This window comes from Actinoplanes sp. CA-015351 (assembly GCF_050955685.1).
In the GTDB taxonomy this organism is placed as follows: Bacteria; Actinomycetota; Actinomycetes; order Mycobacteriales; family Micromonosporaceae; genus Actinoplanes.
Genome location: NZ_CP192102.1, coordinates 3,339,462 through 3,355,787, shown reverse-complemented (window position 1 = coordinate 3,355,787; position 16,326 = coordinate 3,339,462). Strand labels below are relative to the sequence as shown.

The 16,326-nt window shown below is 68.6% G+C and carries 17 protein-coding genes; 5 read left to right on the top strand and 12 right to left on the bottom strand.

The annotated features are described in order from the left end of the window. Positions 1–674 precede the first annotated feature (674 nt). The 11 genes from ACQP2E_RS15105 to ACQP2E_RS15055 all read right to left on the bottom strand — a co-directional run bounded on the left by ACQP2E_RS15105 (position 675) and on the right by ACQP2E_RS15055 (position 10,950). Entirely contained in the window at positions 675–1,880 is a 1,206-nt protein-coding gene (locus ACQP2E_RS15105; RefSeq protein ID WP_433832043.1) for an acyltransferase family protein, read from the bottom strand. 227 nt (positions 1,881–2,107) lie between these two features. Continuing rightward, positions 2,108–2,545 carry a hypothetical protein gene (locus ACQP2E_RS15100; protein WP_433832041.1) on the bottom strand — a complete coding sequence of 146 codons (438 nt, stop codon included), beginning with the start codon at positions 2,543–2,545 and terminating at the stop codon, positions 2,108–2,110. Positions 2,546–2,721: 176 nt separating this feature from the next. After that, a complete protein-coding gene (locus tag ACQP2E_RS15095) occupies positions 2,722–4,056 on the bottom strand; it encodes an MFS transporter (protein ID WP_433832039.1) in 1,335 nt (444 codons plus the stop codon). A 1-nt stretch (position 4,057) separates the two neighbouring features. Further along, positions 4,058–4,369: a Rieske (2Fe-2S) protein gene (locus ACQP2E_RS15090; RefSeq protein WP_433832037.1), complete on the bottom strand. Its 312-nt coding sequence runs from the start codon at positions 4,367–4,369 to the stop codon at positions 4,058–4,060. Then, complete coding sequence (gene nirB, locus ACQP2E_RS15085; protein WP_433832035.1) at positions 4,366–6,828, bottom strand: nitrite reductase large subunit NirB; 2,463 nt, start codon at positions 6,826–6,828, stop codon at positions 4,366–4,368. Before nirB ends, ACQP2E_RS15090 begins: the two co-directional genes overlap by 4 nt. Next, complete coding sequence (locus ACQP2E_RS15080) at positions 6,828–7,175, bottom strand: molybdopterin oxidoreductase (protein ID WP_433832033.1); 348 nt, start codon at positions 7,173–7,175, stop codon at positions 6,828–6,830. The genes nirB and ACQP2E_RS15080 overlap by 1 nt, the downstream gene beginning before the upstream one ends. A 175-nt stretch (positions 7,176–7,350) precedes the next feature. Next, positions 7,351–8,007: a sirohydrochlorin chelatase gene (locus tag ACQP2E_RS15075; protein WP_433832031.1), complete on the bottom strand. Its 657-nt coding sequence runs from the start codon at positions 8,005–8,007 to the stop codon at positions 7,351–7,353. A 78-nt stretch (positions 8,008–8,085) separates the two neighbouring features. After that, the gene (locus tag ACQP2E_RS15070; protein ID WP_433832029.1) at positions 8,086–9,186 is read right to left on the bottom strand and encodes a uroporphyrinogen-III synthase; all 1,101 of its coding nucleotides are present in this window, start codon (positions 9,184–9,186) and stop codon (positions 8,086–8,088) included. Between the two features lie 162 nt (positions 9,187–9,348). Next, on the bottom strand, positions 9,349–9,558 hold the full coding sequence (locus ACQP2E_RS15065) for a hypothetical protein (RefSeq protein ID WP_433832027.1): 210 nt from the start codon (positions 9,556–9,558) through the stop codon (positions 9,349–9,351). A gap of 171 nt (positions 9,559–9,729) precedes the next feature. Then, complete coding sequence (locus ACQP2E_RS15060; protein WP_433832025.1) at positions 9,730–10,014, bottom strand: hypothetical protein; 285 nt, start codon at positions 10,012–10,014, stop codon at positions 9,730–9,732. Positions 10,015–10,062: 48 nt separating this feature from the next. Continuing rightward, on the bottom strand, positions 10,063–10,950 hold the full coding sequence (locus tag ACQP2E_RS15055; RefSeq protein WP_433832023.1) for an AurF N-oxygenase family protein: 888 nt from the start codon (positions 10,948–10,950) through the stop codon (positions 10,063–10,065). A 60-nt stretch (positions 10,951–11,010) separates the two neighbouring features. Between ACQP2E_RS15055 and ACQP2E_RS15050 the strand changes: the two genes are divergently transcribed. From ACQP2E_RS15050 to ACQP2E_RS15030, 5 genes are read left to right on the top strand one after another with little or no spacing between them, the layout of a single operon-like run. Then, complete coding sequence (locus ACQP2E_RS15050) at positions 11,011–11,706, top strand: TetR family transcriptional regulator (protein WP_433832021.1); 696 nt, start codon at positions 11,011–11,013, stop codon at positions 11,704–11,706. Continuing rightward, entirely contained in the window at positions 11,703–12,011 is a 309-nt protein-coding gene (locus ACQP2E_RS15045; protein ID WP_433832019.1) for a DUF4873 domain-containing protein, read from the top strand. The genes ACQP2E_RS15050 and ACQP2E_RS15045 overlap by 4 nt, the downstream gene beginning before the upstream one ends. Then, a complete protein-coding gene (locus ACQP2E_RS15040; RefSeq protein ID WP_433832017.1) occupies positions 12,008–13,462 on the top strand; it encodes a flavin-containing monooxygenase in 1,455 nt (484 codons plus the stop codon). The genes ACQP2E_RS15045 and ACQP2E_RS15040 overlap by 4 nt, the downstream gene beginning before the upstream one ends. Continuing rightward, entirely contained in the window at positions 13,459–14,310 is an 852-nt protein-coding gene (locus tag ACQP2E_RS15035) for an SDR family NAD(P)-dependent oxidoreductase (RefSeq protein ID WP_433832015.1), read from the top strand. The genes ACQP2E_RS15040 and ACQP2E_RS15035 overlap by 4 nt, the downstream gene beginning before the upstream one ends. After that, positions 14,307–15,143: an alpha/beta fold hydrolase gene (locus ACQP2E_RS15030; RefSeq protein WP_433832013.1), complete on the top strand. Its 837-nt coding sequence runs from the start codon at positions 14,307–14,309 to the stop codon at positions 15,141–15,143. Before ACQP2E_RS15035 ends, ACQP2E_RS15030 begins: the two co-directional genes overlap by 4 nt. An 82-nt stretch (positions 15,144–15,225) precedes the next feature. Here the strand turns inward: ACQP2E_RS15030 and ACQP2E_RS15025 are convergent, their stop codons facing one another. Beyond that, entirely contained in the window at positions 15,226–16,155 is a 930-nt protein-coding gene (locus ACQP2E_RS15025; RefSeq protein ID WP_433832011.1) for a hypothetical protein, read from the bottom strand. Between the last annotated feature and the right edge of the window lie 171 nt (positions 16,156–16,326).

Sequence of the window (16,326 nt, the reverse complement as noted above, 5' to 3'; positions counted from 1 at the left end):
CGGTCTGCGCGTCGACCAGCGGCGACGGATCCGCCTCACGCCCGCCGACGTGCGGTACCTCTGGCCGGAGTACACCGACGACGGCCACGTCCTGGCCCGCGCCTTCCTCGACCGATACCTCACCACCGACGACTCCGAGGCGGTCCTGGTCAGCGGTGACGACGCCTTCGAGACGGTACGCCGGATCAAGCGCCGCCTGCGGTCCCGGCACGCCCTCGGGATGTTCGCCAACGTGGTCCACGCCGCCGAGAGCCAGAGCGAGCTGGACCGCCAGATGGGCTACCTGTTCTTCGGTGTCACCAGCCCCGTCCAAACGGCACCTCGCACCAAAGGCATCGACCTGCGTACCCACATCGACGTGCCGGAACTCGTCGGCGACCTGTGGCCGATGCTCCAGCAGGACCTGGACGCGCCGCCGCCGTACCCCCTCGACGGCACCGTGCGCCACGCCGTCGTGCTCGGCGGCGACCGTGACCACACCCTCGACTCGGCCGTCTCGGCGATCTGGCAGTCGCTGCCCGGCGTCGACCCGGCGCACGCCGTCCTGCTGGCCCTGTACGCGGACCGGACCGGCGGCTTCCCCATCGCGATGGGAAACCGCCGGTCCGTGGCCCGCTGTCACCGTGCCCTGGTGCGGCACGGCATCCGGCACTGCTGGACGATCGACGCGGTGACTACTGCCGCTGCATCACTGCGGCCCGCCCGCTGGGTGCCCCCGGGCTCGTCTGCCGTGCCGGCACCGGCTGAAGTGGCATCGGTGCCACCACAGTCGCGGTCAGGTCAGGCTTCGAGCTGGCCGGCTCCTGCGTGACGGTTGGTCCCGCCTCAGCCGGCCCGGGACTCGCCGGCCAGGGCAGGAAACGCAGCTTCTTGCGGGCTGCCAGGTCCTCCACCCAGCCGAAGATCAGAACCGCGTTGACAAGCAGCGCGAGCGCGATCACCACGTAACCGACCTCGAAGAACTTCCCGAGACGCCACACCTCGAGGGCGTCACCGACCGGGTAGCAGAGTGCGATCGCGACGTTGTTCCACAGGTAGATCGTCACCGCGCGGGCGTTGATCATCGTGACCCACTTGTCCAGGCCGCGCCGCTTGGTCAGCCACTCCATGTTCGGCTTCCACCGCAGCAGGAACATGACGAAACCGGCGCTGTAAACCGCGTACGCGACCGGGATCTCCTTGATTCCGCCGGCGTCCGGATGTGCCCAGCTCCACGCCAGACCGGCCGTCACCAGGGTGACGCCGAGCACCGTCACGAGCAGGCCCGGGATCTTGCGCAGCGAACCGTCGCGGTGGGCGAACCCGAGCATCCAGCAGGCCGCGTACATCCCGATGTTGGTGGCGACCTCCTCGAAGTTGTCGTTCGAGGGCCAGATCGGGTGAATCGCGAGCACCACGAGCACAGCGATCGGCGCGACAATCGTCAGGAGCCGGGCCTTGCGGTACATCCAGAGCATCACCGGCGAGAGCGCGACCAGCCACAGGTACGTGGCCAGGTACCAGAGCACCTCGGTGGCCTGCATGCCGAAGGAACTGGACGGCGGGTCGACGAACGGCACGATCCAGGCGATCAGGTGCCACAGCGGCGGGCGCTCCGGCCACCCGTACAAAAACATCGCCGGAACCAGGACGGCGCCCAGGACCCACAGCGCGGGAAGCAGCCGCCGCAGGCGGCCGCGCAGAACCGTGAATGCGGAGGGTGACCGATCGAGCGAGTTCGCCATGAGCGAGCCCGCCAGAGCGAACATCACACCCATCGACGGAAAAGCGAGTTCAAGGACGGCGTACGGGAACATGTGGAACACCGAGACACGGGCGATCGCGAGCACTCTCAGCAGATCGAAGTACCGGTCGCGACCAGCCGGTCTGGTTTCGGCCATGACGCCTCCAGGGCAGAAGCACACAGAGGCGTCGGCCGACCGGCTCCCCCGGCGGCCCGGACGAACCGCAGCGTCAAGTTATGACCGCACATTTTGCATACGCTGTGTAACCGCTGTTCACTCCCCAAGTCCCCAGCGGTGGATCTTTCCGGCGCAGGTCTTGGCAGCGTAAGTGAGGGCCGCACCCTGAAGCGAGGTGCGGCCCTCGGTCGTTCACTGACGGTGGGTCAGTTCTTCTTCCAGCCGCCCGGGCCGTCGAAGCCGCCCGGACCGTGGCCGTGGCCTCCGGGACCGTGGCCGTGGCCGTGGCCTCCGGGACCGTGGCCGCCCGGGCCGTGGCCGCCGCCCCAGCCGTAGTAGACCTTCAGCGCCCAGCCGCCTCGGTGGAAGCCGTTGACCGGGAAGCAGGAGTACCGCTCCCAGCGGTCCTGCCACACCCCGGCGCGGCCGACCTTGTGGCAGGTCCGCGGGCTGCGGTAGTAGTCGTAGATGCGCTCCCGGCGCGGACGGGCGTCCGTCTTCGCCGCGGACTTCGCGGTGTCGGCGGACGGGCCCGAGGGCGAAGCTGCCGAGCCGGTGGACGCGGCCGCCGGGCCGGCGGCCATCGTCACGCCGGCGGCGACTGCCACACCCGACATGGCGAGTGCGCGCGTCAATTTCTTCATGCGAATCACCTTTCCACAAGAAAGGGCTTTTTCGGACAAAGAGCATCATATGATCTAGCTCGAAACGATCACGGCGACGCGCGGCCACGATCGGGGGATCTTGCAATGCCCTTGCATGCGGTGCGGCCTCCCGCTGTGGTGCGAGCGGGAGGCCGTTGGGCGTACCGAAGAAGGTTTCAGACCGCGATGGTGGTGCGCGCGGCGGGGCGGAGGTAGACCGCCCAGGTGACCGCTACGCAGAGCAGGTAGAAGGCGATGAATGCCATGTAGGCGGCGTCGGCGTCCTTGTAGGTCAGGAACGACTGGCGGAAGGCCAGGTTGACCAGGACACCGCCGACCGCGCCGACCGCTCCGGCGATGCCGATGACGGCGCCGGAGATGCGGCGGGCCTGGTGTTCGTCGCCGGCGTATTTCTGGCGGAAGATGCCGGGGATCATTTTGTACGTGGAGCCGTTGCCGAGGCCGCTCAGCACGAACAGGGTGATGAATCCGACGATGTAGAGCGGCAGGGATCGCTGCTGAGCCGCGATCAGGACGATCGAGGCGCCGATGGCCATCGCGATGAAGTTCACGAACGTCACGCGGGCGCCGCCGAGCCGGTCGGCGAGCGCGCCGCCGAGCGGGCGGATCAGGGAGCCGAGCAGCGGGCCGAGGAAGGTCAGGTACGCGGCCTTGATCGGGGTGTTGAACTGCTCGGCGAACTGCACCTGGAGTACCTGGCCGAACGCGAAGCCGAAGCCGATGAACGAGCCGAACGTGCCGATGTAGAGCAGCGACATGACCCAGGTGTGGCCCTCTTTCGCGGCGTCGCGCATGCCGCGCTTCTCGTTGCGGGCCTGGGAGAGGTTGTCCATGTAGATCGCCGAGCCGGCCGCCGCGATCACGATGAGCGGGATGTAGATGCCGGCGACGATCCCGGGCGAGCCGGCGCCGAACGTGGCGAGGACGAAGAGGCCGACCAGCTGGACCGCTGCCACGCCGAGGTTGCCGCCGCCGGCGTTGATGCCGAGCGCCCAGCCCTTGAGGCGGTCCGGGTAGAAGGCGTTGATGTTCGCCATCGAGGAGGCGAAGTTGCCGCCGCCGACGCCGGCCAGGGCGGCCAGGATCAGCAACGTTTCGAAGGAGACGCCCGGCTTGATCAGGAAGGCCGCCGAGATCGACGGGATGAGCAGCAGCGACGCGCTGATGATGGTCCAGTTACGGCCGCCGAAACGGGCCACGGCGAAGGTGTACGGAATCCGCAGGCCCGCGCCGAACAGCGTGGGAACCGCCGTGAGCAGGAACTTCTGGGCCGGATCGATGCCGTAGGACGGGCCGAGGAACAGCACCAGCACCGACCAGAGTGTCCAGACGGAGAAGCCGATGTGCTCGGAGAAGATCGAGAAGATGAGGTTGCGTTTGGCGATGGCGGAGCCGCCGTTGTCCCAGAACTCGCGGTCCTCGGGGCGCCAGTCGTCGATCCAATGGCCGTTGAGGCTTTTCGCTGAAGGCCTTTCAAGAACAGCGGTCATGTCAATCTCCCAGAACGATCTGATCGCCGTCGACCCGCACCGGGTAGACGTTGATGGAGGGCTGGCCGGACTGGGAACACCCGGTGGCGAGGTTCCACGCGTTGAGGTGCAAGGGGCAGACCACGACCCTGTTGTCGATCTGCCCGTCGGCGAGCGGCCCGCCCTTGTGGGGGCAGACCGCGTCGACAGCGCGCAGGGAGCCGTCGCGCAGCCGGAAGACGGCGATCATGTGCCCGTCGACGGTGTAGGACCGCCCTTCGCCGAGCGGGATGTCGCTGACCGGGCCGAGGATCTTGAAGACGGAGACGGTCATGAGCGCACCGGAACCTGAGGCAGGACGATCAGCGGAAGGGAGGTGCGGAACTGGCCGGGCGTGGCCGGTTCGGCCCGTTCCTTCCAGGGGTCCTTGTAGGCCTGCACCGCTTCCTCGACAGCGGCGTCGAGAGCGGCGGCGATGCCGTCCGAGTCGTCGACGACGATCTCCCGGATCCGGTCGACGCCGATTCGCGGGACGAATGTGTACGTCCGCTCCAGCCAGTTCGCGTTCTCCCGGTAGTACTGCAGGAACCGGCCGGTCAGCCGGATCACCTCTTCGGCCGACTCGACAGTGGTGAGCAGGTCACCCTTGCGGATGTGCGCGCCTGCGGCGCCGCCGACATAGATCTCCCACTTGCCGCCGTCGATCGCGACAACCCCAAGATCTTTTACGTACGCCTCGGCGCAGTTCCGCGGGCAGCCGGTGACCGCCAGCTTCATCTTCCCGGGGCCTTCGAGACCCTGATAGCGCTCCTCCAGGGCGATGCCGAGGGCGGTCGAGTCGCCGACACCGAACCGGCAGAAGTCCGAGCCGACACAGGTCTTCACCGTGCGGAAGCTCTTGCCGTACGCGTACCCGGACGGCATGTCCAGGTCCGCCCAGATCTCCGGCAGCTTCTCCTTCGGGATGCCGAGCAGGTCGATGCGCTGGCCACCGGTGAGCTTGACCATCGGCACCTGGTGCTTCTCGGCCACCTCGGCGATCCGGCGCAGCTGGGCCGGGGTGGTGACCCCGCCCTTCATCTGCGGCACCACCGAGAAGGTGCCGTCGCGCTGGATGTTCGCGTGCACCCGGTCGTTGATGAAGCGGGCGTCGCGCTCGTCGACGTATTCGCCGGCCCACATCATCTTGAGCAGGCTCGCCAGGCCCATCTTGCTCTTGGCGTCGTGCTCGCCGCCGGGTACCAGCTTCATGAAGACTGACGAGACGCTCTTGAGCTCATATTTCCGGATCGCGGCCATCAGCTCCGGCTTGGGCATCGGTACGCCCGGGACGTACCAGGACGCCGCCGGGTCCTCCTCGACCTCGCCACCGGCTGCCCACTCGACGATCCGCTGGACCAGTGGCTTGCAGGTGCCGCAGCCCTTGCCGGCCCGGGTCTTCTCCATCACGCCGCCGACGGTCTTGCAGCCGTCGTTGACCACGCCGCAGATCGCGCCCTTGCTGACGCCGTTGCAGTTGCAGACCTGAGCGTCGTCCGGCATCTCCTCCGGGGTGATCTCCCCGGCTCCGCCGCCGATGTCGAAGAGCAGCTCGGCGCGGTCCTCCGGCAGCGGCGTCGCCCGGTCGAACGCCTGGATCAGGCCGGCAGCCTTGCGGTTGTCGCCGACGAGCGTGGCGCCGACCAGGACGCCGTCACGGATGATGATCTGCTTGTAGACGCCCTTGCGAGGCTCGTTGTAGACGATCACCTCGTCGTCGTCGCTCTCCGGCTCCTTGATGCCCATCGAGGCGACGTCGATGCCGGCGACCTTGAGCTTCGTGGACAGCTTCGACCCGTGATAAGCCGCGGCCAGGTCGCGGCCGGTGATGTGGTCGGCGAGGACTTTCGCCTGGTCCCACAGCGGGGCGACCAGACCGTACAACGACCCGCGGTGCTGGGCACACTCCCCGACGACGTAGATGTCCTCCTCGCCCTCGGCGCGCATGTGGTCGTCGACCACGATGCCGCGTTCGACGGTGAGGTCGCTGTTCGCCGCCACCTGGGTGTTGGGCCGGATGCCGGCGGCGACCACGACCACGTCGCAGTCGATCACCGTGCCGTCGCCGAGCTTCACCCCGGTGACCCGGTCCTTGCCGAGGATCTCGCTGGTCATCGCGTTGACGATGACGTCGATGCCGAGCTTGTTCTCGACGCTGTCGCGCAGCATCGCGCCGGCCTTCTCGTCCAGCTGGGTGTTCATCAGGTGGCCCATGGCGTGCAGCAGCGTCACGTGGCTGACGTGGTTCTGCAGGCCGCGGGCCGCCTCCAGGCCGAGCAGGCCACCGCCGATCACCACGGCCCGCTCGTGGTCCCGGGCATAACGGATCATGCCGCGGGTGTCGTCGAGCGTACGGAAGGCGAAAACGCCCTGATGGTAACCGCGGTGCGGGTTGCTGATGCCCTTGATCGGCGGGACCCAGGCGCTGCTGCCGGTCGCGATGATCAGCTTGTCGTACGGGGTGGCGGTGCCGTCGCCGGCGTAGACCACCTTGGCGAACCGGTCGATCCGTTCGATCTTGGTGCCGGCGTGCAGGGTGATGCCGTTGTCGGCGTACCAGGCCAGGTCGTTGAGGAAGATGCCGTCCTCGGTCTCCACCCCGGCCAGCAGGTTGGAGAGCATGATCCGGTTGTAGTTGCCGTACGGCTCGTCGCCGAACATCGTCACGGTGAAGTCGCCGTCGCGGGCCAGGATCTCTTCGACGGTACGGGCGCCGGCCATCCCGTTGCCGATCACTACCAGGCGTTCGGTCATCAGATCTCCACCAGTCCGAGGTCGACGATCGCGGTTCCGGAGACGCCGGCCGGCGCGGCGAGCCAGAGCTCGACAGTGGTGCCGCCGGGCAGGTCCTCCAGAACCCGCAGTGGCACGTGGACGTCGCCCTTGGCGCCGACCGGGAAGTAACGCATCGGCTCGCCGTCGCGTACCAGGACGACGCAGATCAGCTCGGCGGCCGCGTTGCCGCCACGGAAGTAGACGGCCTGCGCGTTCGAGCCGGCCGGAACGGTCCAGCTCAGCGCGGCGTCCAGTAGGGACGGCCGGTCCAGGCCCTTGCCCTCGAAGGCGAAGACGCCTTGCAGGAAGCGGGGTGTGGAATGCATGTCAGGAACTCCCCTCAAGTTCTGCTTCGCGACGCTCGGCTCGGTTCAGCGCGATCGCGCATGCCTTGAAGGAGGAGAACGGGCAATGCGTCTGGGTCGCCGTCACAAGAGGAAGCCTCTCGGCGGCCGGTTAACCCGGCAGACGCATAACCGTGACGCTGTTGTCAGGAAATCCCTACAACGCCCGGCCGGCCGATGTGAGGCGCGCGGCATCGAAGCGCCGCAATACGAGGTCGGCGATCGCCGGGTCGTGGCAGAGCGGCGGCGTGACCTGATCGGCCCCGGCGCTGTGCAGCGAGCGGTAGAAAACGCCCTCGGCCAGCAGGTACGCGGCGATCGCGATGGTCCGGGCGCCGTCCGCCCGCAGACCGGCGACAACGTCCTTGACCTGCGGTCCCGCGCCCGAGGTGTAACCGATCCGGGCGTTGCCGGGCAGCTGGGCCGCGACGCCCTCGACGTCGGCGCGCCACAGCGGGTCGGACGAGCCGGCCGCGGCGAGGACCACCGCGTCGGCGTCCGGGAGGTTGCGGACCATGCTGTCCAGCAGCATCGGGTCCGGGCCGAGCGGCGCGGCGACCGGGAATCGCTTCCCGGTGACCGCCTCGGCGATGTCGACCCGGACGTGGTATCCGCAGGCCAGCAACAGCGGCACGACGACCGCGTCGTCAACGGCCGGGACGACGTCGGCGACCTTGGGTTCCTGCACGTCGACGTAGCAGAGCCGGACGTCGAGGCCGGGGCGGCGGTGGGCGACCGCGGAGGCCAGTTCCTGGATCTGCCGGCGGCCCGCCGGTGAGCGGGTGCCGTGCGCGACAGCGATGAGAGTGGTCACGGGAGTCTCCTCGTGCTCGATGAAGGGCGCGGTGGAGCGGCCCGGCAAGGCATCAGGCACGCGGAGTGGTGCGATATTTCAGGCGGCCTCGTCGACCCGAAGGCGGTAGCCGCGTTTGATGACCGTCTCGATGTGTTTTCCGGACCCGAGCGCCGCGCGCAGACGGGCCACTGCCACGTCCACGGCGTGCCCGTCGTTGCCCCGGGGCAGCGCTTCGGCGAGCTGCTCCTTCGACACCACCACGCCCGGGCGGCGGGCCAGCGACGCGAGGATCGCCATCGCGGCCGGCGCGAGCGCGTGGAACGCCTCGTCGATGAGGACGGCGTGTCCGCGAACCTCCAGGGTGGAACCCGCCACGCGCAACCGTACCGCCCGGCGGGGCAGCTCGTCGGTGACCGTCTTGATCAGCGCGCCGAGGCGGTAACGCTCCGGAGTGACCACCGGGATGCCGCGCTCGACCAGCGGCGCCGCCGTCACCGGGCCGACGCACGCGGCAAGCGTGGAGCAGGTGAAGGCGGCCGTGACGTCGGCACCGGAGTCCGCGGCGACCTGCATGAACGCCTTGACCGCGGGCGCGCTGGTGAACGTGACCGCATCGATCAGCCCGGCCGCGACCTGCTCGGTGAGCCGGCGCACCGGCGCAGTGTCGGGCGGCATCGCCCAGCGGTAGACCGGCACCTCGACGACGGCGGCGCCGGCCAGGCGCAACGCGTTCACGAACTCGGTCTGCGGCTCACCGTGTTCCTGCACCACGATCCGCTTGCCGGAGACCCCGTCGGCGAGCAGCCGTTCAAGAACCTCTTCGGATGCCTCGGTCTTGGCCGCCCAGTCCTCGGTGAGCCCGGCCGCGCGGATCGCGCCGCACGGTTTCGGACCGCGGGCGATGATTTTCGCGTTGCCCAGCGATGCCCGCAGCGACTCGGCCAGGTCCCAGCCCTCGGCCGCTTCCAGCCAGCCTCGGAACCCGAACCCGGTGGTCGCCACGACCAGGTGCGGTTCCAGCCCGATGCAGGCCAGCGTCGCCGCTTTCAGGGCGTCGTCGTCGACCAGCGGAATGATGGTGATCGCGGGAGCCGTGATCACGCGCGCGCCCCGCCGCTCCAGCAACGCCGCCATCTCGCTCCGGCGTCGTTCCGCGGTGACCGCCACGGTGAAACCGGCCAGTGCGCCCTCGGTCATCCGGTCCCCATCCTGTGCCGCCGTCGGCGGGGTTCCCACGACCCGCTCGTGAACCACCCCGCCGCAAGAGTCCTAAGACCTGATTTCGGGACCGGCAATCTCATGTTTCCGTGATGATAACGGCGAGTCACTTCGCAGGTGATCGCCGTTGTGAGGATTTGATCATGTCTCGTCGGGGCCGTCGTACATCGAGCCCTCGACGCCCAGAAGCTTGCGGATCTCGGCGATCAGATGGAACGCCGCGATCCGGCCGTCGAGCAGACCGACCCGGTAATCGGCGCCGAACTCGGGGTCCTCGGCGATCTGCGGGTCCCGGTAGCCCGCGGCCCCGTCCACCCGGCCGGCGTTGTAGGCAACCAGAGCCTCGTCCATCGAACCTTCTCCCCGCATGCGAAACCGTCGCGACAATCTCGCATGCGGAAAGGCGGCCGCCCACCGGCCGAGCGTCCGGTTCCCGGCCGCCAGGGCGACGCGGTGATCAGCCGGTCGGCGTCCGTCCACCCGCAACCGTCCCGAAACCGTCTCGCACCCGGGCGACCTCGATCACAGCACGAGGCCGATCGCGAGGGAGGCGGCCAGCAGGATCCCGCAGGTGATCGCGAGGCCCTTCTGCCGGCGGGGATAGTCCTCGGCGGCCGCCACGACCACGAAGCAGACCACCGCCACGCCCAGGAACAGCACACCGGCGACGATCGGCGGGACCACCGCGTAGAGCCCGGTCAGCACGATCCAGAACAGCGCGGCCGGCGCGTGATAAGCGATCTCCCACCACCGGCTCGTGTCGAGCCGCCGGCCGGAACGCACCACAGCCTGATCCGCGATCTCCATGCGCAATACCCTAGCCCTCCGATGGGATATCGCGCGATCCCGATCACCTCAGCGGGCGATCAACCCCGACTTGCGCCACAGCGCCACACCGGGCCCACCGATCAGATCAAGATCTTTCAGGTACGCGACCACGCGCTCGCCGGCCCACCGCATGGTCTCCCGGAAGTACGGGTTGGCCCGGGCCACCCGCGTCCCTTCCTCGGGCGAGATGCCGACGGAGGAGTAGACCCGCGGGTCGATCAGACGGGTGCCGGTCAGATAGGCGGCGCGGGCGATCACCAGCTTGTCGAAGGCGAGCCGGCCCTTGCCGGCCGTCCGGATCTGCCGGGCCAGCTCCTCGCGGGCGAACCGGACGTGCCGGGCCTCCTCGACGACGTGGATGCGCGACACCATCCGGACCAGGGGCTGCACGTTCTCGTCGGCCATCGCCTCACGCTGCAGGGTGTCCAGGATCTCCTCGGCGATCAGGATGGCGGCGTACATCCGCGGGCCGGTGCCGGTGTGCGCGATCCAGCGGCCGAGCCACTGGTTGACGCCGTCCGGCTGATAGACCGGGGCGCCGAGGCGGCCGATCATCCGGCCGAACATCACCGAGTGGCGGCACTCGTCGCCGACCTCGGTGAGCGCGTACTGCGCGTGCGGCGCGGTCGGGTCCTGCTTGAAGTAGTCCCGGATGAGCAGCTGCATCAGGATCGTCTCGAACCAGACGCCGAGGCCGGCGATGCTCGCCACCTCGTGCTTGGTGAGCTCGACGCGCTGCTTCTCGGTGAGCCGGTCCCAGAGGGCGGTGCCGTACAGGCTGGACCGGTGCGGCGGCACGAAGTACTTGCCCTCGACGAACGGCGCCTCCCAGTCGATCTCGATCTCCGGATCGTACGAATGCTCCGCGGACGAGCGCAGAAGCCGGGTGGCGGTGCGGTCGCGATCGGTCGTCATTTTCTCGCCTTCCGTCGGACGGCCTTGACGTTACCGGCGGTAACAGTTACTTCTTGTACTATGAGCCCGGCCACTCCCCCCGTCAATCCCGGCAAGAACGACGGCCGCAAAGGCCGCTGGGACAACCACCGCGAGCAACGGCGTGCGGAGCTGACCGCCTCGGCCATCGAGGCGATCCGCCTGCACGGCCCGGACATCGGCATGGAGGCGATCGCCGCGCACGCCGGGGTCAGCAAGCCGGTCCTGTACCGGTACTTCGCCGACAAGAGTGAGTTGTGGCTGGCGGTCGGGCAGTCGGCCGGCCGGATCATCCTGGAGGCGATGGTCCCGGCCGTCGCGGGCGTCCGCGAGGAACGAGCCGTCGTCGCCGCGGTCATCGACGTCTACCTGGCGCAGATCGAGGCCGACCTGAACCTGTACCGGTTCGTCGTGCACCAGCCCGATGTCGCCCGGCACCGCGACGTGGTCGCCGACGTGATGGACACCGTGGCCAGCGGCCTCGCCCGGATCTTCGGCGACCGGCTGCGGGCCCGGGGGCTCGACTCCGGCGCCGCCCTGCCGTGGGCGTACGGGGTCGTCGGTTATGTCCAGGCGGTCGGTGACTGGTGGCTACGGCAACAGCAGCCGATCAGCCGCGACGCGCTCTGCGACTACCTGACGACGTTCCTCTGGAGCGGCATCTCCGGCATGCAACGCGCGGCGGACATGCCGGGCGGGCTGGCCGCGTTCGATCTCAAGAAAGCGGAGGGCGAATGAGCACCGACGAAGAGGAGTACCGGGGGCCGGCCATGCTGCGGCTGGACGACGGGCCGGTCGCCGTCGAGGTACGCATGTCGGCCCACTTCGAGCCGGTCGAGGGCCGGTTCCGCTGGGCCGGCCGCACCGGCCCGGACGACACGCTGCGCGAACGTGTCGGCGGCGGGCTCCGCAAGGCGACAATCGTCATCGCCCGTGAGGGGGCCAAGATCGAGACTCCGGTCAAGCTGAGCGAACCCGACCCCTGGGGCGGGGTACGGATCTCCGGCACCGGCACACCACCCTGGTTCGGGAGGACCGCATGACCGAGCACTTCGACGTCCTGATCGTCGGAGCCGGGATGTCCGGCATCGGGGCGGCCTGGCGGCTGCGCAAGCAGAGGCCCGGTGACACGTTCGCGATCCTCGAGGCGCGCGACGCGATCGGCGGCACGTGGGATCTCTTCCGGTATCCCGGTGTGCGATCCGATTCGGACATGTACACGCTCAGCTATCCGTTCCGGCCGTGGCGCGAGCCGGAGTCGCTGGCGTCCGGCGACAAGATCCGCAGGTATATCGAGGAGACGGCGGAGGAAGCCGGGATAACGGGAAATATCCGTTTTGGGCAGCGGGTGGTGCGTGCCGACTGGTCGTCGTCAGATTCCCGGTGGACCGTTCGCACCGCCGATGGCACGGTTCTGACGTGCGACTTTCTCTACGGCTGCGCCGGTTACTACAGCTACACCGAGGGCCATCAGCCGGATTTTCCCGGGATTTCCGACTTCTCCGGCACACTCGTCCACCCCCAGTTCTGGCCGGAAGACCTCGACTACACCGGCAAACGCGTCGTCGTCATCGGCAGCGGCGCCACCGCGGTCACCCTCGTCCCCGCGATGGCCGCCGACGCGGCACACGTCACGATGCTCCAGCGCTCCCCCACGTACGTCACCGCACTGCCGAATCGGGACGTGATCGCCGACCTGGCCCGCCGGTTCCTGCCGCCGAAGGCGGCGAATCGCGTCGCCCGCGCCAAGAACATCGCGCTCACCCAGACGTTCTACCAGCTGGCGCGGCGCCGGCCGAAGCTGGTCCGGCGCGCGCTGCGCGGCATGGCGGTGCGATACCTGAAGAGCCCGGAGTACGTCGACGAGCACTTCAAGCCCCGGTACGAGCCGTGGGACCAGCGGCTCTGCGTCATCCCGTCCGGCGACCTGTTCACCGTCATCGCCGAGGGCCGGGCGTCGGTGGTGACCGATCACATCGACACGTTCGTCCCGGAGGGCATCCGGCTGAGGTCCGGCGAGGTCATCGAGGCCGATGTCGTGGTCTCGGCGACCGGGCTGAAGCTGCTCCCGGTCGGCGGCATCACCCTCACGGTCGACGGCGACCCGATCGATATCGGACAGCATTCGGCGTACCGAGGTCTGATGCTCAGTGGCGTGCCCAACCTCGCCTACTGCATCGGGTACACCAACGCCTCCTGGACGCTGCGGGCCGACCTGTCCCATCGGTACGTGCTGAAGCTGCTCGACCACATGGCCCGGCACGGTTACGCGACCGCCACCCCCACGGCACCGGCCCGCACCGGCCGACCGCTGATCGACCTCTCGTCGGGTTATGTCCAGCGCGCCCTCGACACGTTCCCCCGCCAGGGTGACAAGGATCCGTGGGTCGTCCGGCAGAACTACCTGCGTGACCTGTTCAGCACCCCGCGCGCGGACGTCACCCGCGACATGACCTTCACTCCCGCTTTGACGACATCGAAGGTGGCCTCATGAGCAGTCCCTATCGGTTCGCCGGACAGACCGCTGTGCTCACCGGCGCGGCCAGCGGTATCGGCGAACATCTCGCGTACGGGCTTGCCGAGCGCGGCAGCGACCTCGTCCTCGTCGACATCGACGAGCCGCGGCTCAAGCCTGTCGCCGACCGGATCCGCGGTTCACATCCGGGCATCACCGTGACGACCGTGATTGCCGACCTCGCCGATCGGTCCGCTGTGGAAGGCCTCGGCGCCCGGATCCTCGCCGAGCACCCCGCGATCGGCCTGCTGATCAACAACGCCGGCATCGCGCTCGGCGGCCGCTTCGACCAGGTCTCCGTCGAGCAGTTCGAGACCGTGATGAACGTGAATTTCCGCGCACCGATGCTGCTCACACACAGCCTGTTGCCGGCACTGTCGTCCGGATCGCACCTGGTCAATGTATCCAGCCTGTTCGGCTTGATTGCGCCACCCGGCCAGTCCGCGTACAGCGCCAGCAAGTTCGCCCTGCGTGGCCTCAGCGAAGCATTGCGCGCGGAACTCGCCGAGAACGGGATCGGTGTGACCACGGTTCATCCCGGCGGTATTCGTACCCGGATCGCGGAGAGTGCGCTGGTCGGCATTTCCGTACCCGAAAGCGAGATCGAGCCCAATCGCAAGCTCTTTGCCGCGCTGCTGAGCTATCCCGCCGACAAGGCCGCGGCATTGATTCTGCGCGCCGTCGCGAAGCGACAAGCGCGACTGCTGATCTCGTCCAGCGCCAAGGCGCCGGACATCCTGGCCAGGCTTCTGCCTGTCGGTCACGCTCGCATCGTGCGCGCGCTCACCACCGCCTCAGCGTCACGCTCCCCGGCGGTCACCCGATGAAATTCATTGATGTACGCGGTACGCGCATCCGGATCCATGAAAGCGGTTCTGTTTCGGCTCCTCCGGTTGTCCTGTTGCACGGAATCGGGCGCAGCCTCGAGGACTGGTCGTTGCAGCATTCGTTGCTCGACGACGAATACCGGGTAATCAGCCTGGACATGCCGGGATTCGGGCTTTCGCAGCGGCTGCCCGCTCCGACAACGCTCGACAGCCTCGCCGATGGCGTGTGGTCCATCGTGGATCGCCTGGATGCCGGCCCGGTGCATCTGATGGGCAACTCGCTGGGTGGCGCCGTTTCGATGACCATGCTGGCTTCACAGCCGGAGCGGGTGTCGACGCTGACCCTGGTGAACAGTGCCGGGTTCGGCAAGGAGGTGACGATCGCGCTGCGGCTGCTCGCTGTTCCGGGGCTGGGCCGGCGGTTGCTGTCCCGGGTCGACGCGCGCACCGCGCCGCGGATGGAACGGCAGATCTTCGCCGATCTGGCCCTGGTCACGCCGGAGCGGGTCGAGATGGCGATCAGGATCGCGCGGCAGCCCGATTTCGCGGCGGTCTACCTGGAGATCGCAAAGGAGCTGGGCGGGTTACGAGGCGTCGCGGCGCCGTGGCGGTCGGCGTTGCTGCAGCGAGTGTCCGGGCATCTGAAGCCCACAATGATCATGTGGGGTGACCGGGATGTGATCCTGCCGAGCGCGCACCTGGCGGCGGCCCGGGTGGCGTTCCCGCACGCGCAGTCGCATTTGTTCGGGGATACGGGACACATGCCGCAGATCGAGCGGGCCGAGGAGTTCGCGAGGCTGGTCCGGCCGGTGCTGGCCCGGGTGCCGGTCTAAGGGCGGGTGTCGGCCTGGCGGCGGATTTCGGCCCGGGCGGGATCGAGGGGGTGCCGCCCGGGCCGTTGGGCCTGCCTGTGGCTCAGCCGGCTTCCCGGTGGACGGTGACCTCGTCGCTGGCCAGACCGTCGGCGACGATCACCGCCAGTTGATAGGACTCCTCGTCGGCGTCCAGAAACACCGGGTCACAGACGAAGCTCCGGGCGCCCTGGCAGGTGCCCACCGTCCGGTAGTCCTCCCCCTCGGTCGCCCGCATCTGGAGCACGACCTGCTTGCCGGCCGGGATGTCGGCCTCGCCGCTGACCGTGACGCTCTCCTCGACGGTCTCGCCGTTCTGCGGACTTCCGATGCTGACCGAGGCTTCTTCGGCGGCCGCCGCCGCATTCGCCTTCGCATTCGCCTTTGTCGCCGGCGCCTCGGCGGTAACTGTGAGCTTCGCCCGTGTCCGAGTCCTGACCGGCGCCGGGTCCACGCCGGGCTGGGCACTCGCCCGTTTGCGGGGCGCGTCTGCCGCCCGGCTCACGGAAGGTGCCACACCACCGGGCTGCGAGGTCACGATCGGGTCACCCGGAAGCTCCGTCAACGGCGCGACACCGGCCGGATCGGCGCTGGACTCGGCCGCGGGCATGGGCGGAACGGCGCCGGCAAAGGTGGGATCGCCGGGCTCCGCGCCCAGCACCGTCCAGGCGAGCGAGACGACAGCAACGAGGCTGGTAGCGGCGGCCACCATGCTGAGCGCCTTCTTCAGGTTCTCGCTGCTCTTGGCGATTCCGCCCTTCGTCCTTTCCGAGCTCTTGGAAAGTCGCGCTGTCTCGCCGGGCTCGGTGGCGCGCCAGGCCGGCCGCTCCCGGCGAGGCATCACCAGCGTGGCGTCAAGCGGCGCCTGTCCAGCACGCCCAGACTCGGCATTCCCTGCGCTGGCGTGCACCGGCCCGCTGTCCTCCGGCGATTCCCGCCGCTGCGCCTCGAGGGTGAGATCTCCATAGGCGATCTGCCGGGTCGCGTCGTCCATTGTCGATTGCGGGTCGTGAGGTACCCGCGGTTTGCCGGCCATCGAGTGCCTTCCGCGTGATTGCTCGCTCGGAGCGACGATTCAGCTTCTTCCTCCGATAACCGAACCGCCTCCGCCGGGGATGCGGCACAAACCGCCGATGTCGGACAAAATGTCGCAGAAACGTTATCA